17 protein-coding genes are annotated in these 18,735 nt (G+C 72.7%); 9 read left to right on the top strand and 8 right to left on the bottom strand.

The annotated features are described in order from the left end of the window. The first annotated feature begins 49 nt into the window (after positions 1–49). Positions 50–1,468 carry an amidase gene (locus ABZX61_RS17375; protein ID WP_350742905.1) on the top strand — a complete coding sequence of 473 codons (1,419 nt, stop codon included), beginning with the start codon at positions 50–52 and terminating at the stop codon, positions 1,466–1,468. Positions 1,469–1,552: 84 nt separating this feature from the next. Further along, positions 1,553–2,512: a hypothetical protein gene (locus ABZX61_RS17380; RefSeq protein WP_355195535.1), complete on the top strand. Its 960-nt coding sequence runs from the start codon at positions 1,553–1,555 to the stop codon at positions 2,510–2,512. A gap of 7 nt (positions 2,513–2,519) precedes the next feature. Here the strand turns inward: ABZX61_RS17380 and ABZX61_RS17385 are convergent, their stop codons facing one another. Next, positions 2,520–3,461, bottom strand: coding sequence for a LysR family transcriptional regulator (locus tag ABZX61_RS17385; RefSeq protein ID WP_355195537.1), 942 nt, complete (start codon positions 3,459–3,461; stop codon positions 2,520–2,522). A gap of 73 nt (positions 3,462–3,534) precedes the next feature. Here ABZX61_RS17385 and ABZX61_RS17390 point away from each other — a divergent pair, with 73 nt between their 5' ends. After that, the gene (locus ABZX61_RS17390; RefSeq protein WP_355195538.1) at positions 3,535–4,872 is read left to right on the top strand and encodes an MFS transporter; all 1,338 of its coding nucleotides are present in this window, start codon (positions 3,535–3,537) and stop codon (positions 4,870–4,872) included. Continuing rightward, positions 4,869–7,091 carry an arylsulfatase gene (locus ABZX61_RS17395; protein WP_355195540.1) on the top strand — a complete coding sequence of 741 codons (2,223 nt, stop codon included), beginning with the start codon at positions 4,869–4,871 and terminating at the stop codon, positions 7,089–7,091. The genes ABZX61_RS17390 and ABZX61_RS17395 overlap by 4 nt, the downstream gene beginning before the upstream one ends. Before the next feature lie 204 nt (positions 7,092–7,295). Here the strand turns inward: ABZX61_RS17395 and ABZX61_RS17400 are convergent, their stop codons facing one another. Next, positions 7,296–8,126, bottom strand: a complete 831-nt coding sequence (locus ABZX61_RS17400) for a trypsin-like serine protease (protein ID WP_355195542.1) — start codon at positions 8,124–8,126, stop codon at positions 7,296–7,298. A gap of 130 nt (positions 8,127–8,256) precedes the next feature. Here ABZX61_RS17400 and ABZX61_RS17405 point away from each other — a divergent pair, with 130 nt between their 5' ends. Genes ABZX61_RS17405 through ABZX61_RS17415 form a run of 3 tightly spaced genes read left to right on the top strand, consistent with a single transcriptional unit; the run spans position 8,257 to position 11,235 of the window. Beyond that, positions 8,257–9,402: an acyl-CoA dehydrogenase family protein gene (locus ABZX61_RS17405; RefSeq protein ID WP_355195544.1), complete on the top strand. Its 1,146-nt coding sequence runs from the start codon at positions 8,257–8,259 to the stop codon at positions 9,400–9,402. Next, the gene (locus ABZX61_RS17410) at positions 9,399–10,430 is read left to right on the top strand and encodes an acyl-CoA dehydrogenase family protein (RefSeq protein ID WP_355195546.1); all 1,032 of its coding nucleotides are present in this window, start codon (positions 9,399–9,401) and stop codon (positions 10,428–10,430) included. Before ABZX61_RS17405 ends, ABZX61_RS17410 begins: the two co-directional genes overlap by 4 nt. A gap of 16 nt (positions 10,431–10,446) precedes the next feature. Beyond that, the gene (locus tag ABZX61_RS17415) at positions 10,447–11,235 is read left to right on the top strand and encodes an enoyl-CoA hydratase-related protein (RefSeq protein ID WP_355195547.1); all 789 of its coding nucleotides are present in this window, start codon (positions 10,447–10,449) and stop codon (positions 11,233–11,235) included. Between the two features lie 3 nt (positions 11,236–11,238). Here ABZX61_RS17415 and ABZX61_RS17420 read toward each other — a convergent pair whose 3' ends face one another. The 3 genes from ABZX61_RS17420 to ABZX61_RS17430 all read right to left on the bottom strand — a co-directional run bounded on the left by ABZX61_RS17420 (position 11,239) and on the right by ABZX61_RS17430 (position 13,507). Beyond that, the gene (locus tag ABZX61_RS17420) at positions 11,239–11,742 is read right to left on the bottom strand and encodes a cupin domain-containing protein (protein WP_355195549.1); all 504 of its coding nucleotides are present in this window, start codon (positions 11,740–11,742) and stop codon (positions 11,239–11,241) included. A gap of 23 nt (positions 11,743–11,765) precedes the next feature. Further along, positions 11,766–12,365 carry a TetR/AcrR family transcriptional regulator gene (locus tag ABZX61_RS17425; RefSeq protein ID WP_355195551.1) on the bottom strand — a complete coding sequence of 200 codons (600 nt, stop codon included), beginning with the start codon at positions 12,363–12,365 and terminating at the stop codon, positions 11,766–11,768. A gap of 203 nt (positions 12,366–12,568) precedes the next feature. Continuing rightward, complete coding sequence (locus ABZX61_RS17430) at positions 12,569–13,507, bottom strand: LysR family transcriptional regulator (protein WP_355195553.1); 939 nt, start codon at positions 13,505–13,507, stop codon at positions 12,569–12,571. A 115-nt stretch (positions 13,508–13,622) separates the two neighbouring features. On the opposite strand from ABZX61_RS17430, the gene ABZX61_RS17435 reads away from it, so the two are divergent. Both ABZX61_RS17435 and ABZX61_RS17440 read left to right on the top strand, forming a co-directional pair. Then, positions 13,623–14,540: an NAD(P)H-binding protein gene (locus ABZX61_RS17435; protein WP_355195555.1), complete on the top strand. Its 918-nt coding sequence runs from the start codon at positions 13,623–13,625 to the stop codon at positions 14,538–14,540. Continuing rightward, positions 14,530–14,895 carry a darcynin family protein gene (locus ABZX61_RS17440; protein WP_350727630.1) on the top strand — a complete coding sequence of 122 codons (366 nt, stop codon included), beginning with the start codon at positions 14,530–14,532 and terminating at the stop codon, positions 14,893–14,895. The genes ABZX61_RS17435 and ABZX61_RS17440 overlap by 11 nt, the downstream gene beginning before the upstream one ends. A 112-nt stretch (positions 14,896–15,007) precedes the next feature. On the opposite strand, the gene ABZX61_RS17445 is transcribed toward ABZX61_RS17440, so the two are convergent. From ABZX61_RS17445 to ABZX61_RS17455, 3 genes are all read right to left on the bottom strand, one after another. Then, positions 15,008–16,540 carry an aldehyde dehydrogenase family protein gene (locus tag ABZX61_RS17445; RefSeq protein ID WP_355195557.1) on the bottom strand — a complete coding sequence of 511 codons (1,533 nt, stop codon included), beginning with the start codon at positions 16,538–16,540 and terminating at the stop codon, positions 15,008–15,010. A 13-nt stretch (positions 16,541–16,553) separates the two neighbouring features. After that, on the bottom strand, positions 16,554–17,708 hold the full coding sequence (locus tag ABZX61_RS17450; protein ID WP_355195559.1) for an FAD-binding oxidoreductase: 1,155 nt from the start codon (positions 17,706–17,708) through the stop codon (positions 16,554–16,556). A 65-nt stretch (positions 17,709–17,773) separates the two neighbouring features. Then, complete coding sequence (locus ABZX61_RS17455) at positions 17,774–18,730, bottom strand: LysR family transcriptional regulator (RefSeq protein WP_355195561.1); 957 nt, start codon at positions 18,728–18,730, stop codon at positions 17,774–17,776. Positions 18,731–18,735 lie beyond the last annotated feature (5 nt).

An 18,735-nucleotide genomic window follows, 5' to 3' on the forward strand; every position in this document is an offset into this window, starting at 1 on the left:
GCGCCGCCCACCGCCACATGTGATCGAGGACGCCAGAAAGAGGCTCTTCATGGAGCTTGACGAATACGCAAGGTACGACGCCGTCGGGATCCGCGACCTGATCAGGTCGGGCGAGGTCACCGCCGGCGAGGTCGAGGCCACCGCCCGGCGGGCCCTGGAGCAGGCGGACGCGCAGGTCAACGGCCTGGCCCTGCCAATTTTCAGGCCGGCGCTGGACCACGCCGGGGACGGGCCGTTCGCCGGGGTGCCGTTCCTGATCAAGGACCACGGGCCGGTGGCCGAGGGGGTGCCGTTCACTCTCGGCAGCCGGGCCCTGCCGGGCATCGTCGCCGGGCGCGACACCGAGCTGATGGCCCGCTTCCGGGCCGCCGGCCTGGTCACGCTGGGCCTGACCACCGTCCCGGAGCTGTGCCTCAGCTTCGCCACCGAATCGCTCAGGTACGGGCCCACCCGCAACCCCTGGGACCTGGACAGGGGCGCGGGCGGGTCGAGCGGCGGCGCGGCCGCCCTGGTCGCCGCCGGCGCGGTGCCCGTCGCGCACGCCAGCGACGGAGCCGGGTCCATCCGCGTCCCGGCCTCATGCTGCGGGCTGGTCGGGCTCAAGCCGAGCCGCGGCCGGATCACCTGCGGGCCCGACGCGGGCGAGGCGATGCTCGGCATGTCGTACGAGTTCGCGCTCACGCGGACCGTCCGCGATGCCGCGCACCTCCTGGACGCCGTCCAGGGACCCGGCATCGGCGACAAGTACACCGCGCCGCCCCCGCGGCGACGGTACGCCGACGAGGTCGGGGCCGACCCCGGCCGGCTGAGGGTGGCGGTGACCACCAAGGCCTGGTCGGGGGCCGAGGTGGACGGCCGGGTGGCCGAGGCGGCGCTCCGCGTGGGCCACGCGCTGGAGCGGGCCGGGCACCACGTCACCGAGGCCGCCCCGGACGTGGACCAGGAGGCGGTCATGCGCAGCCTGGTGGCCGAAAGCGTGGCCATCGCCTCCACGCTGCTCCTGGCACCCAGACAGCCGGACCCGGCCCGGATGGAGGCCGTCTCCCGGCAGGCCCTGCGGGTGGCGCGGGAGTACACCGGGCTGGACCTGCTGGCCGCCTTCGACGTCCAGAACCGGGTCACCCGCTCCGCGGGCGCGTTCTTCACCGAGCACGACCTGCTCGTCACCCCCACGCTGGCCCGCCTGCCCGCGCCGCACGGCACGCTGCGCTACGACGATCCCGAACACACGCTGACGAGCTGGCTGGAGTCGCTCGACGGCTACGGGCCGTTCACGGTGCTGTTCAACGTCACCGGGCAGCCCGCGATCAGCCTGCCGCTCGGCCACGCCGACGGGCTGCCCGTCGGCGTGCAGATCGTCGCCCCTTACGGCCGCGAGGATCTGCTGTTCCGGATCGCCGCCCACCTGGAACAGGCGATGCCCTGGAAGGACCGGACTCCTCCGGTCTTCGTGGGAAACCGTTCCTAGGTGCCGAACGGCACGGTCGCCGGGGTCAGGAGGTGCCGAACGGCATCTGGCCCCGGCGACCGGGCCCCCGCGAGGCTTGATCGCATGGAAACCCTCACTTCCGGCCGTCGCGGCTACGCGGCGGCGCTGTGGGCGCTGGGCTACGGCCTGCTCGGGGCGGCGTGGGCGCTGGGAACGCCCGGCTTCCCCTGGGGCGCCTCGGACCCCGACCCGGACGGGGCGCTGTCGGTCCTGGCCGGCGCGACGCCGAGCTTCGGCTGGTGGATCGCCGCCGTCGCGCTGCTCGCCCTGGTGACGGCGCTGGCGCTGGCCCGCGGCGACGGCGGCCGAGCCCCGCTCTACCTGGCCTGGCCGATCGCCGTGCTCCTGATCCTGGTCGTCCCCGACTCCCGGCTCATGATGGGCCTGGCCTACACGCCCCTCCTGCTGGTCGCGCCGCTGTTCGGCTGGAGCCTGGGCGGCGTCACCCTCGCCGACGCCTGGCCGTGGCCGGTGCTCAACCAGCTCGTCTGCGTGCTCGGCGGGCTGCTCCTGGCCGCCGCGGCGCTGTCGTACGGCCGCGGCCGGGATGCCGCGCGCTGGTTCACCCCCGAGCGGGGGCGCCGGGCCGTGTACGTGGCGGTCGCGGTGCCGCTGGTGTACTGCCTGACCCGGTGGGCCTGGGCCCTGGGCATCCCGCTCGGCGTGACCCCGGAGTTCCTCGCCCAGGGAGAGGACGGCCTGTGGCTGGCCGGCGCGTACCTGGCGACCTTCGGCGCGTTCGGCGGCGTGCTCACGCTCGGGCTGACGCAGCGGTGGGGCGAGGTCTTCCCGCGCTGGATCGCCGGCCTGCGCGGCAGGCGGGTGCCGCCCCTGCTGGCGGTCATCCCCGCCGGGTTCGTCTCGATCGTCGTCACCGTGGCCGGGCTGACCTACATCAGGTCCACGATCGCCGGCCGGTTCACCCTGGACGAATGGGGTGCCTGGCTCCCGGAGTGCTTCTGGCCGATCTGGGGCGCCGCCCTGGCCACCGCCACGATCTGCTACTTCCGGCGCCGTTCCTAGCGGCGGGTCACTGCGGCCAGGCGGCGGTACGGGCGGTCAGGGCCGGGGCCTCCTGGTGGAGGAGGTCGAGGAAGGCGTCCACCGGCCTGGTGGACACGCGTCCGGCCTTCCGGTAGACGCGGATCTCCCGCTGCCACAAGGGGGCCGGCAGCGGCCGGGTCACCACGTCGTCCCCGAACACCGCGACCTGCGCGGCGAACGCGCCCAGGATCGCCACCCCCAGACCGGCCGCCACCATGGACGAGATCGTGGTGGCCTGCGCGATCACCATGATCTCGACGGGGTCGGCGCCGACCCGGTCGAGCCGGTCGCGGTAGTCGGCCCAGCCGGCGTACGGGTCGCCGGTGACCATGACGGTCTCCTGGGACAGCAGCCTGAGGTCCACCGGCGAGGCCGTGGCCAGCGGGTGGCCTTTCGGGGCCACCAGCACGATCTTCTCGTGGAACAGGTGCGCGGAGGGGACGTTGTGGTACACCTGCGGCACGTCCGAGGTGCGCAGCGCGATGTCGAGCTCGCCGCGGGCGATGGCCTCCTCCAGTTGCGGCGGGTCGCCCTCGCGCAGCACCACTGTCACCCCGGGGTGCAGCCGCCTGAACCGCTGCATCAGCGGCGCCAGGAGCACCGCGCTCAGCCCCGGGTAACCGCCCACCGTGACCCGGCCCTTGAGCTCGGCGCGCAGGGTCCGCACCTCGTCCACTCCGGTCTGGATCGCGGCCAGCGCCGCGCGGGCCTTGGGCAGGAACCTGGCGCCGGCGGCGGTGAGCGTGACCTCCTTGCTGGTACGGATGAGCAGCGTGTCGCCGAGCGCCTGCTCCAGGGCGGCGACGTGCGCGCTGACCCGGGGCTGCGAGCGGCCCAGGACGCGCCCCGCGGCGGTGAAGCCCCCGTGGTCCACGACCGCCACGAAGGTGGCCAGCCAGCTCAGCTGCAGGTCCAGGCGTTCGATCATCCGGAAAACGTATGGTTTTGAGCCGGGCCATGGCAATAGACGAATGATTGCGCCTGTCCTAAATTCCCGGAATATGACGAGCGAGATTGTGGAGTTCGATGCCGGACGCATGACCAGAGGTCAGCGCAGGATAGCGCTGACCGCCATCGGCGGTTACTACGTGGACGGCTACGACCTGCTGGTCCTGTCCGGGGCCCTGCTCGGCATCGTGCCCGAGCTCTCCCCGGACCCCGGCGTCCTCGGCCTGGTGGGCGCGTCCGCGTTCGTCGGGATGGCCCTCGGCTCCCTGCTGACCGGCCCGCTGACCGACCGCTTCGGCCGGCGGCCGGTGTTCTTCGCCTCGATGGCCGTCTTCGTGCTGGCCTCGCTCGGCTTCCTGCTCGTGAACGACGTGTGGCAGCTCATCGCGCTGCGGTTCTTCGTCGGGTTCGCGATCGGCGCGGACATGCCGGCCTCGGCCGCCCTGATCACGGAGTTCATCCCGTCCAGGAGGCGCGGGACGTTCACCGGCCTGGGCGGCGTGGCCTGGATGCTGGGCGCGCTGACCGCCATCGCCGTCACGCTGCTGGTCTTCACCGCTTCCGGGGTGGAGCACTGGCGCTGGGTGATGGCGACCGGGGCCGTCGCGGCGGTGCTGCTGCTCTTCCTGCGCCGCCGTACGCCGGAGTCGCCGTACTGGCTGCGGGCCCATGGCCGCCACGAGGAGGCCGTGGCCGCCTGGCGGTACGCCACCTCCGGCGAGGCGGGCTCGCCCGAGCCCGCCGCGACGGGCGGCGGGCAGCCGGCCCCGCTGCGGATGCTGTTCCGCCGGCCGCTGGCGATCATGATGGTCATGCTCTGCGTGTACTGGGGTTGCAACAACCTGTACGGCTCGGCCATCCTGCTCTACCAGCCCACCCTGATCAAACGCATCGTCACGCCGAGCACGTTCACCTCGCTGCTGTTCACCGCCTGCACGACGGCGCTGGCCGTGATCCTGGGCCTGATCGTCTGCCTGTGGGTGATCGAGTCGATCGGCCGCCGCTTCATCGCGATCACCGGCACGGCCGTCGCCGCCGCGTGCACGTTCGTCATCTGGGCCGGGTTCGGCACCTCGTGGCTCGTGCTGGCGGCCTTCGCCGTCACGATCGCGGTGATCAACGGCGGCACCTCGCTGGCCTTCTACTCCTGGGCGCCCGAGCTGTTCCCGGCGGGGGTGCGGGGGCGGGCCGTCGGCATCGTCAACATGGTCGGCAAGACGGGCAGCGTGGTCGGCACGCTGGCGCTGCCCAGCATGTTCGAGGCGCTCGGCGCCGTCTCCTTCCTGGTCATCTCGGCCCTGGCCGTGCTGAACGCCGCGGTGACCTTCAAACTGGCCCCGGAGACCCGCGGCCTGACCCTGCGCCAGCTCGAAGAAAGGATGCATGCATGACCTCGGGGCACGTGGGACGTACCTACCAGGACTCCACGCCGTGGTGGCCGCAGCCGCCCAGGCCCCGAGAGGGCGCGCCGGACGTGATCGTGGTCGTCCTCGACGACGTCGGGTTCGGCAGCCTCGGCTGCTACGGATCCGAGATCGCCACCCCCACGATGGACGCCCTGGCCGCCGGCGGGTTGCGCTACACCAACTTCCACGTCACGCCGCTGTGCTCGCCCACCCGCGCCTCGCTGCTCACCGGCCGCAACCACCACGCCGTCGGCATGTCCCTGCTGTCCAACGCCGACAGCGGCTTCCCCGGCAAGCGCGGCACCGTGACCCACCGCGCGGCCACGATCGCCGAGGTGCTGCGCGACACCGGCTACAACACCTACGCCTTCGGCAAGTGGCACCTGGCGCCCATGGACCGGACCAGCGCGATCGGCCCCTACGACCAGTGGCCGCTGGGCCGGGGCTTCGACCGCTACTACGGCTTCCTCGAGGGCATCAGCGACCAGTACTTTCCCGAGCTGGTCCAGGACAACCACCGGGTGGAGCCGCCGCGGACGCCGGAGGAGGGCTACCACCTCACCGAGGACCTCGTCGACCGGGCCATCGCCTGCGTCTCCGACCACAAGTCGGTGGGGCCGGACAAGCCGTACCTCCTCTACCTGGCCATGGGGGCCGGCCACGCGCCGCACCAGGCGCCCGAGGAGTACCTGCGGCGCTACCTGGGCCGCTACGACGAGGGCTGGGACGTGACCAGGGAGCGCCGCCACGCCCGGCAGGTCGAGCTCGGGATCATCCCGCCCGGCACCGCGCTGGCGCCCCGCAACGACGGGGTGCGGCCCTGGGCCGAGCTCCCCGAGGAGGAACGCGCGGTCGCCGCCCGGCTGCAGGAGGCGTTCGCCGCGATGCTGGAGCACACCGACGCCCACCTCGCCCGGCTCGTCGCCCACCTGGAGCACATCGGCACCCGCGAGAACACGCTGATCGTGCTCCTGTCGGACAACGGCGCCAGCCAGGAGGGCGGCGCGCTCGGCAACACCAACTCGATCGCCTACGAGAACGGCGACGCCGTCTCCCACGCCGACAATTTCGCCCGCCTCGACGAGATCGGCGGCTTCCGTTGCCACGGCAACTACCCCTGGGGCTGGGCGCAGGCGGGCAACACGCCGCTCAAGCGCTACAAGCAGAACACGCACGCCGGGGGCGTCCGGGCCCCGCTCATCGTCTCGTGGCCGGGGCGGGTCCCCGAGGGAGGCGTACGGACGCAGTTCCACCACGTCATCGACGTGACCCCGACGATCCTGGACGTCGTCGGCGCCGAGATGCCGCAGACGTACCGGGGGCTCGCGCAGCTGCCCGTGCACGGCGTGTCCATGCGCTACACCTTCGACGGCGCCACGGCTCCGACCAGCCGCCCCACCCAGTACTTCGAGATGTACGGGCACCGCGCGATCTGGCACGAGGGCTGGAAGGCCGTGGCCTACCACGAGCGCGGCACCTCCTACGACGACGACCGGTGGGAGCTGTACCACCTGGACGACGACTTCTCCGAGTGCCACGACCTGGCGGCCGAGCGCCCCGACGTGCTCCATGAGCTGATCGGCCGCTGGTGGTCCGAGGCCGACCGGTACGGCGTCTTCCCTCTGGACGACCGCAACTTCGCCGAACGCGCCGCGAAATACCACAGCGCGGCCTCGCCCAGGAGGCGGCGGAGTTTCGTGCTCTACCCGGAGATGAGCCGCATCCCGGGCGGGGTCACGCCGCTGATCTACGACCGCTCGTACCGCATCGACGCCGAGGTACGGCTGCGCGAGGGCGACGAAGGCGTGCTGATCTCCCAGGGTGACGTGAACGGCGGTCACGTCCTGTACGTGGCAGCGGGCCGGCTCCACTACGAGTACAACCATCAGGGCACCCGCTACCGCGTGCACGGCGAGCACCCGCTGCCGCTGGGCGACCACGTCCTGTCGATGATCTTCACCAGGACCGGCCCCTGCCAGGGTGTGGCCTCCCTGGCCGTGGACGGCCGCCCCGACGGCGGCAAGGAGCCGCTCACGACCGCCCGCTACCTGATCGGCTGGCAGGGCCTGGTGCTGGGACGCGACGCGCTGTCGCCGGTGAGCTGGGACTATCCGCGCGGTTTCCCCTTCACCGGCACGATCGAGCGGGTTCGGGTGGAGCTGGACGAGGACGTCCCGGACGCCGTCCACGAGACGTTCGACTGACGGGGAGTAACCGGGCGCGCTCGTGACCTGCTCTTGGTGTCCGTCTCAGTACGCTCCCGTGCGTGATGGAAGACAAGAGCCGGAGCAGGCCGCGGATCAGCATCGACGGAGCGGGCATCGAGAGGCGCAGGACGGCGATCCAGGCGCTGGTGGATCAGGCGCCGCCGCCGGCGGCGGAGCGGGTCCCGATGCCCCGCCCCATCTTCAGCCCGCGCTCGGACGGGCCGGAAGCGCCGCGATCGCCGCTGACCAGGCATCTCCGGGAAGGGTGACGTACTTGCCGAGGAACTGCCGCGCCGAGGCGGAGTCCAGTCGGTAGTCGTAGTTGGTCTTCCTGCAGGCGTCGTCCGCGCCGGAGATCGTCGTGGCGATGAGGAGGTGCGAGGTGAGCCCGCCCAGGAAGTTCGGGCCGCCCGAGTCGCCGAAGCAGGTGCTCCCGTCGCCCTTGGTGGACAGCGAGAGGTTGAGCCATCTCGGGGTCATGCTCTTGTACGAGATGGTCGCCTGGTGGCGCGTGTCGGTGTAGTGGAAGCTCTGGCCGCGCGGCTTGTTCTTGGTGGGCTTGAGCGAGCCGTACCCGACGGGGGTGAAGCGTGCGGACTCCAGCTTGTTCTGGGCCTTGAGGAGGTCGAGCAGGCCCGCGGCCGGCAGCTGGGCGGGAGTGATGTTCGGGACGGGCTTGCTGAACACGACGACGGCCATGTCATGGAGGTCGGACTTCTTCGAGAAGCGGGGGTCCGGGATGTAACGGCCGGTGTAGACCTGGCCCCCGCGCTTGTAGTGGCCCGTGAAGGAGACGGTGGCCGTCTTCTGCTTCGGCTCACCGCAGTGGGCGGCGGTGAGGAAGACGGTCGGCGAGATGAGCGTTCCGGTGCAGTACGACCACGTGCCGTCGGGATTCGCCTCATCGGAGATGAGAGCCCCTACTTCCGGGTGAGCGTCACCGTCGGTGAAACCGTTGGTGATGGCCGCTGCCGGAGTCGCGGTGTATGCCAGCGTCGCAGCGGCAACCAGGACAAAAGGGACATAACGCATTCCCGAAGTTTAGGTGTCAGGGGGTGATGAATGGCACATATGAGCAAAAGATCTACTTGTTTTCCTGGGAACGGCCGGTTTGGCCGCGCATTTCCCGGAGTGGGAAGCATCGCGTATATAAGATCCCCTCGTGAATGCTCAGGCCCTGGCGCTCGGCGCGGTCGCCGGGCTGCCGGAGGGGTTACGGGAGCTCCGGGTGCGGGTCAGGCGGTTCCTGGAGGACGAGATCGCCTCCGGCGGCTTCGCCCCCGAGGCCGACGCCTGGATGTCGGGCGTCGATCCGGCCTTCAGCGGCCGCCTGGCCGGGCGCGGGTGGGTGGGGATGACGATCCCCGCGGCGTACGGCGGGCACGGGCGGACCGCGCTGGAGCGCTATGTGGTGACCGAGGAGCTGCTGGCCGCCGGGGCGCCGGTGGCGGCCCATTGGATAGCCGACCGGCAGATCGCACCCAGCATCCTGCGTAACGGAACAGAACAACAGAAACACACGTATCTCCCGCAAATCGCCCGCGCCCAAGGTTTCTTCGCGATCGGCATGTCCGAGCCCGATTCGGGTTCGGACCTGGCCTCGGTCCGGACCCGGGCCGCAGAGGTCGAGGACGGCTGGCGGCTGACGGGCACCAAGGTGTGGACCAGCGTCGCGCACATCGCCACGGCGGTGGTCGTCCTGGCGCGCACCGACGACGCCGGCGACCGGCACGCCGGGCTCTCCCAGTTCATCGTGGACCTGCCCCACCCGGCGGTCTCGATCCGGCCGATCATCACCATCGACGGGGCGCACCACTTCAACGAGGTGGTCTTCGACGACGCGGTGATCCCGGCGGGCGGCCTGCTGGGCCGCCGGGGGGACGGCTGGCGCCAGGTAACCGCGGAGCTGGGCAACGAACGTTCCGGCCCCGAGCGCATCCTCAGCACGCTGCCGCTGCTGCGGGAGTGGGCCCGGCCCGAGAACCTCGGAGACGACCCGGTCGCGCACGCCGAGCTGGGCCGGCTGGTCTCCCGGCTGGTGGCGCTGCGCCGGCTGTCCCTGTCGGTCGCCGCGCGGCTGGCCGCGGGGGAGAGTCCGGCCGTGGCGGCGGCCCTGGTCAAGGACCTGGGCACGGAGTTCGAGGGCGACGTCGTGGACGCCGTGCGGCGACACGTCCGCCCGGATCCGGGCGGACGGGGGCTCGCGGCCATGCTGGCCAAGGCTGTCCTGCACGTCCCGGCCTTCACCCTGCGCGGCGGCGCCAACGAGATCCTGCGCTCGATCGTGGCCAAGGATCTGTCCTCATGACCGCCGCCCATCTCCGCGACCTGGCCGATGCGGTGCGGGGCCTGCTGGACGCGGAGCTGCCAGGCCCGGCGCTCTGGGCCCGGCTGGAGGAGCTGGGTTTCACCTCCCTCACGGTTCCCGAGCCCCAGGGCGGGAGCGGCGGCACGCTCACGGACGCCGCCGTGGTGGTCCGCGAAGCCGGCGCGGCCGGGGCGGCGCTGCCCCTGGCCGAGGCCCTGTTCGTCGCCGGCCCGCTGCTCGCCGCGTCGGGAGCCGCCCTGCCGCCCGGGACGGTGACCGCGTACACCGGCGATCTGGTGGCGGAGCCGGGCCCCGGCGGCCGGTGGCGAGTCACCGGCCCGCTGATCCGCGTACCCTGGCTGAGATCCGCCGATCACCTGGTGGCCCTGGTCAGCACCCCGGACGGGCCGGCCACCGCCGTGCTGCCCGCCCCTGCCGGGCTCTCCCCCGGCGAGAACCTGGCGGGGGAGGAGCGCGACAACGCCGTGCTCGACGGCGCCGAGGCCGCGGTCACACCCCTGCCGCCCGGCCCGTGGCGCCACGAGCTGGAGCTGCACGGGGCCGCGGCGCGGGCGCTGCAGCTGGCCGGCGCCGCCCGCGCCGTACTGACGCTCACCACGCGGCATGTCACCGACCGGGTGCAGTTCGGCAAGCCGCTGGCCCGGTTCCAGGCGGTCCAGCACCGGCTCGCGCGGCTGGCGGCGGACGTGGTCACCGTCGAGGTGGCGGCGGACGCGGCGGTCGCGGCGCTGCGGGACGGCGCCGAGGACCGGGAGCTCGCCGTGGCCTCGGCCAAGGCCGAGGCGTCCGCGCTGGCCAGGTCGGTGGCCGCCGCGGGCCACCAGTTGCACGGCGCGATCGGGTTCACGATGGAGCACCGGCTCGGCTCCTGCACCAGGAGGCTGTGGGCGTGGCGCGAGGAACACGGCAACGAGCTCCACTGGCAGCGCAGATGCGCCGACCTGGCGAGAGGATCGGGCGACGTGTGGGAGCTCGTCACCGGCGAGCCGGGGTCGAGGCCCCTTTGACGACAGGAGCAGCACCATGACCGCCGAACCGCCCGCCATCACCACCGTCGGCGACGGGATCGCCAGGCTCACCCTGAACAACCCCCGGCGCAAGAACGCCATCACGCTGGAGATGGCCGCCCTCATCGAGGACTTCTGCGCCCGCGTCCACGGTGACGACACCATCGGCGCCGTCCTCGTCGACGGCGCGGGCGCCTACTTCTGCAGCGGCGCCGACACCCGCGACCTGGCCGCCTCCTCCGCCGATCCCGCCGCGCCCGAGTCGGTCGCGCGGACCTCGGCCGTGTACGCGGCGTTCGTGCAGGTCGGGCGGCTCCCGGTGCCCAGCGTGTCCCTGGTGACCGGCGGCGCGGTCGGCGCCGGGCTCAACCTCGCCCTGGCCACCGACCTGATGCTGGTCAGCCATGACGCGGTGCTCGACAGCGGGTTCGTGGCGCGCGGCATCCATCCGGGCGGCGGTCACCTGGCCCTGCTCGGCCGCGCGGCCGGGTATCAGCACGCCATCGCGCTCGGGGCTCTGGGCGCGGCGCTGTCCGGAGCCGAGGCCGTACGCCGCGGCCTGGCCTGGGACGTGGCCGAGCCGCACGCCATGCTGGACGCCGCCACCCGGCTCGTGGCCATGGCCGCCGCGGACCCCCAGCTGGCCCGGCGGATCAAGCAGAGCGCCACCCTCGAACTCGGCCCGCCCGCGGTGTCCTGGCCGTCGGCGCTGGAGATCGAACGCGGGATGCAGATGTGGTCGCTGGGCCGTAAGGGCAGCCAGGGGTGGGACCGGAAGCCGCCCAAGCCGCCCGTGGAGTCCTGACCGTCAGCCCTGCCCGAGCGAGCGGGCCTCCTTCCACCGCGGGCTGTCGAGGAAGTGGTTGTCGTACAGCTCCTGCGAATCGAGCAGCTCCTCGAGGGTGGCCTCGCCGGTGCGCAGGCGGGCCAGCAGGCGGAAGTACTCGAAGCGCTCCACGCCCGGCGTGATGACGATCAGCAGGTCGGCCTCGGAGCCGGGGGCGGCGGCGAAGGCGTGGGCGACGTTCGGCGGCACCACGGCCATGTCACCCTCCTCCAGGGTGAGCACCTCCTCGCCCGCCAGCACCTGGGCGGCGCCGCCGAGGACGTAGAACAGCTCGCTGGAGGAGGTGTGCAGGTGGGGCACCGCGCCGTCGGCGCCCGGGGTGAGGGTCATGCGGAGGCTGCTCAGGGCGCCTCCGGTGGCACTGGAGTCGAGCAGGAGCCGGCCGGTGGCCGGGGCGTCGCCGCCGCCGATGATCTCGGCGTCGGCCGCGCGTACGACTGCGGTCTCGGGCGTGATGAGCGACATGGTGAGAAGTCCTTCCTGGGGAGTTACAGGGCGCCGTCGAGGGCGGCGGCGACCAGGCGTGCGGCGTAGGCGCGATCCACCGGGTTGCCGGTGATCAGGACGCGGTAGTACAGGGCTCCGGCGAGCTGCTCCAGCAGCGTCATGGGGTCGACGTCGGGTCGGAGCCGGCCCTCGTCGCGGGCGCGTTCGATGAGGTGGCAGGCCAGCGCGTTGCGGCGGGTGTAGACGTCCCGCTCCAGCTCGCCGACGTCGTCGTGGCGCGCGGCGGCGGCGACCAGCTCGGCCACCGTCCCCGCCGAGCGGCTCTCCTGGCCGGGCGGCAGGCCCGCGACCCGCATCCGGTTGAGCCCGTCGGCGACCTTCTCCATGTAGTCGGTGAGGTCGCGCCGGATGTCGCCGGTGTCGGTGATCTCGTCGTGGTCCTGCAGCCTGGCCACGACGGCCAGGGCGAGGTGGTCCTTGGTGGGCCAGCGGCGGTACAGCGTGGTCTTGGCGATGCCGGCCCGCTCGGCCACCTCGTCGGTGGCCAGGCCGCCGTACCCGCGCCGCAGCAGCAGCTCGGTGGCCGCCTGCAGGACGCGTTCGTCGACCTCGGTGTCACGCGGTCGCCCCCGTGGCCTCATGTGGATCCCTCCATTTCGCTACTGGAGTAGCGAAATTCAAGGTACACCGGGGCCGCTCATTTACGCAACCGCAGTTTCGTATATGCCCTCAGGCCCCTGACCGGCACTGTCCGATGCCCTTGTGGAGGAAGGTCGAGCCGGAGGACCTGGCCGATCCGGTGCCGGCTGCCCGAACCCTGGTATGCGCGGACCCGCGCCGTCGGCTATTCCTCCCGGGCCGGACGGAGCACCCGGCGCACGGCGCCACGCAGCCACTGGTGGGCCCCGTCCGCGGTGTGGCGCGGGTGCCAGGCCATGCCGATCGTCAGTGGTGGCAGCGGCAGCGGGATTTCCAGCAGGCGTAGTCCCAGCGCGTGCGCCGCGTCGCTGAGTGGTGAACGGGGCTCGCCCGGCAGCCCGGTCGGCACCAGGCAGACCACGTTGCCGGCTGCGGCCAGCGCCATCGCCGCCAGATGTCCGGGCAGGACGGCGCTGACCCGCCGGCTGAGCCCTTGCTCGGCCAAGGCCGCGTCCAGCGGGCCGGTGAAGCGTCCCCGGCGGCTGACCGTGACGTGCTCGGCCGCGGCCAGCCTGGCGGGCGTCAGGGTTCCTTCGGCGAGCGGGTGCCCGGCCCTGACGCCGGCCGCCATCCGCAACGTGACCAGCTCTTCGACCCGGGTCTCCGGGTCGACGTGGTCGATGGCCCCGATCTCCAGATCGATCCGGCCCTCGCGCAGCGCGGGGCCCGCCTCCCACTCCTCGGCCAGCACCCGCAGCGAGACGCCCGGCGCCCGCCGCCGGGCCAGCCCGAGCAGACCCGGCGCCAGCGCCGCGCCGACCAGGTCCGAGGCCTGGACGGTGAAGGTACGCCGCAATGTGGCGGGATCGATCCCGCCGCTCGGGGTGAGCAATGCCTCCAGCCGGCGCACCACCGCGGCGGCCTCGTCCCGCAGCGCCTCGGCGCGGGGTGTCGGCACCATCGCCTGTCCTGCCCGCACCAGCAGCGGGTCCTGGAGCACCCGGCGCAGCCGGGCCAGGGTACGGCTCATCGCCGCGGGGGAGGTGTGCAGCCGCGCGGCGGCACGGGTGACGCTCTGCTCGGTCAGCAGGGCGTCGAGGGCGACGGCGAGGTTGGCGTCGAGGTTCGGGTCTGGGCTGCTCACCGGCATTATTCCGTTTCAGGCAATGATTGGATGCTGAAGTTCCCATTGTGGCAATGCGGTTCGGGTCTGCACGATCAAAGGGTTGTACCGATCCGACATAGACCGCGAGGTTTTCATGATCGTCATTACCGCCCCCACCGGGAACATCGGCCGGCGGCTGCTGTCGCTGCTGGTCGAGGCCGCGCCCGCACGCGGAGAGGAGTTGCGCGTCGTGGTCCGCGATCCTGCCCGGCTCCCCGAGGCCGTGCGCGGACGGGTCGAGGTGGTCACCGGCTCGCACGGCGACGCCGCGACCGTCGAGCGCGCCTTCACCGGGGCCGACGCCGTCTTCTGGCTGGTGCCGCCGGACGCCTCGGCCACGCCCGACGAGGCGTACAGCGGCTTCACCCGCCCCGCCGCGCGGGCGTTCGCCGCCCACGGCGTCGGCCATGTCGTCGGCGTCTCGGCGCTCGGCCGCGGCACGCCGCAGGCCGCCCAGGCCGGGCTGGTCACCGCCTCCCTGGCCATGGACGACCTGATCGCCGGCTCCGGCGTCGCCTACCGCGCCCTGGCCAACCCGTCCTTCTTCGAGAACCTGCTGGAGGAGGCCGACTCGATCCGCGAGCACGGCGTCTTCACCGACACCGTCGCCGCGGACCGTCCGGCCCCGCTGGTGGCCGTCGCCGACATCGCCGCGACGGCGGCCGGGCTGCTGCTGGACCGCTCATGGACCGGTGTCGGCAGTGTCCCGGTGCTCGGCCCGCAGGACCTGTCGCCCGACGACCTGGCCCGCATCATGACCGAGGAGCTGGGCCGTCCGGTCCGCTACCAGCGCCAGCCGCTCGACGAGCTGCGGTCCACCCTGCTCGGCTACGGCCTCAACGAGGCGTTCGTCGAGGGCATGGTCGACATGAAGCGCGCCAAGGACCAGGGCCTGGACTCGGGCGTCGACCGCTCGCCGCAGGCGGGCCCGGCCACCGGATTCGCGCAGTGGTGCGCGCAGACTCTCAAGCCCGCCGTCCTCGCCACACCGGAGGCCGTCGATGCCCACTGACCGAACCGAGCCGCCGGTCACGGCGTTCATGCTGGTCAAGACAACGCCCGAGTGGCTCGCGATGACCGTGGCCGAACGCGTCCAGGCCTTCACCACCCAGGTCGTCCCGGTGATCGAGGCCCGCACCCGCGGCGTCCGCTCCCGCTTCTACGACACGGAGTTCTACTCGGCGCGGGTCACCGACATCTGGGTCTGGGAGGCGGACGACCACGACGCCTACCGGCTGCTGATCGACGCGCTGCGCGAAACCCCCTTCTGGGACCGCTACTTCGACATTGTGGACCTGCTCGTGGGCACCGAGAACGGCTACGCCCGCACCTACGACCTGGAGCCGGTGGCCACCCTCGCCACCTGACGCTCCTCCCTGACCGGCCGGTGCCGCCACCACCCTGCGCAAGCACCGGCCGGGCTCCGCCGGAACGCATCCGTGACGGCGTTGAGATCTTCATTCGCGAAGATCGGGTTGGTCAGACGGTGAACTCGACCCCCTGGGCCAGGGGCAGCTCGCCGGAGTAGTTGATGGTGTTCGTCGCCCGGCGCATGTAGCCGCGCCAGGCGTCCGAGCCGGACTCGCGCCCGCCGCCGGTCTCCTTCTCGCCGCCGAACGCGCCGCCGATCTCGGCCCCGGAAGTGCCGATGTTCACGTTGACGATCCCGCAGTCGGAGCCCTCGGCCGAGACGAACAGCTCGGCCTCGGCCTGGTCGCGGGTGAAGATGCTGGACGACAGGCCCTGGGGGACCGCGTTGTTGAGCGCGATGGCCTGCTCCAGGGTGTCGTACGGCATGACGTAGAGGATCGGCGCGAACGTCTCCTGGGTCACGATCGGGGTCTGCTCCCCGATCCGGACCAGCGCCGGCTCGGCGTAGAAGGCGTCCGGCGCCTGGTCGGCGAGCCGGCGCCCGCCGCCGGCCACCAGCGTGCCGCCCTGCTCCACGGCGGCCTCCAGCGCGCCGCGCATGGCGGCGTGCGCGCGGCCGTTGATGAGCGGTCCGATCAGGGTGCCGGGCGCCATCGGGTTGCCGATCGGCAGCCGCGCGTAGGCGTCGGTGAGCCGCTCGACCAGCGCGTCGGCGATGTCGGCGTGGGCGATGACGCGGCGCATGGTCGTGCACCGCTGGCCCGCCGTCCCGGCGGCCGAGAACACGATGCCGCGCGTGGCCAGGCCCAGGTCCGCGGACGGGCACACCACGGCCGCGTTGTTGCCGCCGAGCTCCAGCAGCGACCGCCCGAACCTGGCGGCGACCCGCGGCCCCACGGCGCGGCCCATGCGGGTCGAGCCGGTGGCGCTGACCAGGGCGACCCCGGGGTGGTCCACGAGCGCCTCGCCGACCTCGGGGCCGCCGACGAGGACCTGGCTCAGGTACGCGGGCGCGCCGTGCTCGGCGGCGGCCCGGTCGAGCAGGGCCGCGCAGGCCAGGGCGGTCAGCGGCGCCAGCTCCGACGGCTTCCAGACGACCGGGTCGCCGCACACCAGGGCGATGGCCGTGTTCCACGACCAGACGGCCGCCGGGAAGTTGAACGCGCTGATCACCCCGACGACACCTAGAGGGTGCCAGGTCTCCATGAGCCGGTGACCGGGCCGCTCGGAGCTGATCGTGCGCCCGTACAGCTGGCGGGACAGACCCACCGCGTAGTCGCAGATGTCGATCATCTCCTGGACCTCGCCGAGCGCCTCGGAGGTGATCTTCCCGACCTCCAGGCTGATCAGCGTCGCGAGGTCCGCCTTGTGCGCGGACAGCAGCTCGCCGAGTCGCTTGACCAGCGCGCCCCGGGCCGGCGCGGGCACGGTCCGCCAGGCCAGGAACGCCTGCCTGGCCCGCTCCACGGCGGTGTCGACGGCACCGGGGTCCACCCAGTCCACGGCGGACAGCGGCCCGCCGTTGATCGGTGAGGTGGTCGTGACGCCGCCGCCGAGCGCGTCCACGTCCACACCGCAGCGCTTGGCGGTCTCTCGCGCCGTCGCGGCCAGCTCGTCGGCGCCGGGCAGCGTGGTCACCATCAGGATCTCCTTGTCAGACGATGTTGATCTCGGGCCTGGCCCCGGACAGGGCGAAACGGCCCGCGTCGAAGCCGGTGACGTCCACGAACGGCGTCCGGCCCAGGTAGAGGTCGCGGACCACCTCGCCGACGGCCGGGCTCATCAGGAAGCCATGGCCGGAGAAGCCGGTGGCGTAGATGAACCGGTCGACGCCGCGGGCGGTGCCGATGAGCGCGTTGTGGTCCGGCGTCACCTCGTACAGCCCGGCCCAGCCGGTGGCGATGCCGGTCTCCATCAGCGCCGGGGCGCGGCGGGCCATGGCCTCGCCGAGCCTGGGCAGCCAGGCGTCGGAGCGGTCGAGCTTGAACCCCGGCGTCTCGTCCGGGTCGGACATGCCGAGGAGCAGCCCGGGGCCCTCGCGGTGGAAGTAGAACGTGGTGCCGAAGTCGATGGTGAACGCCATCGGTGGCAGGTCCGCGACCGGCTCGGTGACCAGGATCTGGCGGCGCAGCGGGGCCACCGGCAGGTCGACCTCCGCCCACTCGCCGACCGGCCGCGACCAGGCGCCCGCCGCGCAGATCACCGTGTCGGTCTCGACGCGGCCGCCCTCGGTCCGGACGGCGACGATGCGGCCGTCCACGACCTCGATGCCGGTCGCGGCGCAGTTCGGCAGCAGCCGCGCGCCCAGCCGCCGGGCCGCGCCCGCGTAGCCGAGCACCACGGACTCGGGCGTGCAGTGGCCGTCGGTGGGGGAGTAGGCGGCGGCCAGCAGCCCGTCGGTGTCGATCAGCGGCGACAGCTCCTTGGCCTCCCCGACCGGGATCATCCGGCTGGGTACGCCGAGGTCGTTCTGGATCGCCACGTTCTTCTCGAACTCCGCGACCGACTCGGGGGAGTCGAGCAGGAACAGGTAGCCGGGCTTGTGCAGGTCGATCTCCTGCCCGAAGCGCTCGGCGAAGGTCTCGAATGTCTCCAGGCTGCGTACGGCGAGCTCGATGTTGACCCGGTCGGAGAACTGCGCGCGCACGCCGCCGGCCGCCTTGGAGGTCGAGCCGGAGCCCAGCGGCCCCTTGTCGATGAGGACCACGTCGCTCACGCCGGCCGCGGCCAGCGCGTACGCCGAGCTGACGCCCATGGCGCCGCCTCCGATGATGACCACCGAGGCCCGCGCGGGCAGGTCACGTCCCATTGATCGGCTTCCTTCCTCACGTACCGCATTCAGGATCGGGGATCGGACAGAGCCGGAGGAAGCGGTCAAGCCTCGGCATCTGTGGGTGAGGCGTAAGAAGTTCTTATGCTCCGGGGGAGGTCGTCCTCCAGCCGGGCCGCGGCCAGCCGCAGGGAGCACACGGCGCCGGTCACCGCCGGGTTGGCAGCGGCGGTCCGGTGCACGGCGGCGATGCGCCGGCGGGCCTCGACCCCGTCGAGCCCGGTCGCGACCACGCCCTCGCCGGGCAGGTGCGCCAGCGCCGGGACGAGCGCCACCCCCAGGCCGGAGCGTACGAACCCGTGGATGACGCCGTAGTCGTTGCTGCGGTAGTCGACCTGCGGTTCGTAGCCCGCCCGCGCGCACAGCCGGCGCAGGCAGGAGGCCCCGGAGGTGCCCTCCCGGGTGGACACCCACGTCTCGTGCTTGAGGTCGTCGAGCGCGACCGCCCCGGCTGCGGCCAGCGAGTGCCCCGCGGGCAGCAGGAGCAGCAGCTCCTCCGCCAGCAGCGGGATCTCCCGCAGGTCGCGCGGCCAGGCGCGGGGCACCAGGTCGTAGCGGTAGACCAGGGCCAGGTCGAGCTCGCCCGCCCGGACCAACGGGATCAGCTCGTCGGGCTCCCCCTCGTCGAGCAGGGTCTCGACCGCCGGGTGCGTCTGCGCGTACGCGGCCAGGGCGATCGGCAGCAGCCGCTGGCTCGCGGTGGGGAAGCTGCCCAGCCTGAGCCGGCCGATCGTGCCCTCGGACATGCCGCGGACGTCGTCCTCCAGCGCGTCCAGCGCGGCCAGCACCTCGTACGCCCGCAGCACCAGATACCGGGCGGCCGGCGTAGGCGTGATCGTCTGGGCCCCGCGCTCGAACAGCGGCATCCTGACCGCCCGCTCCAGCGCCGCGATCTGCTGCGAGACCGCGGACCCCGTGTAACCGAGCCGCCTGGCCGCGGCGGCGAACGAGCCCGCGTTCAGCACGGCGGTCAGCGTCCGCAGGTGGAGCGGGTTGAGCATAAGCA

The organism is Nonomuraea sp. NPDC003709, assembly GCF_040610775.1.
Lineage (GTDB): Bacteria > Actinomycetota > Actinomycetes > Streptosporangiales > Streptosporangiaceae > Nonomuraea > Nonomuraea angiospora_A.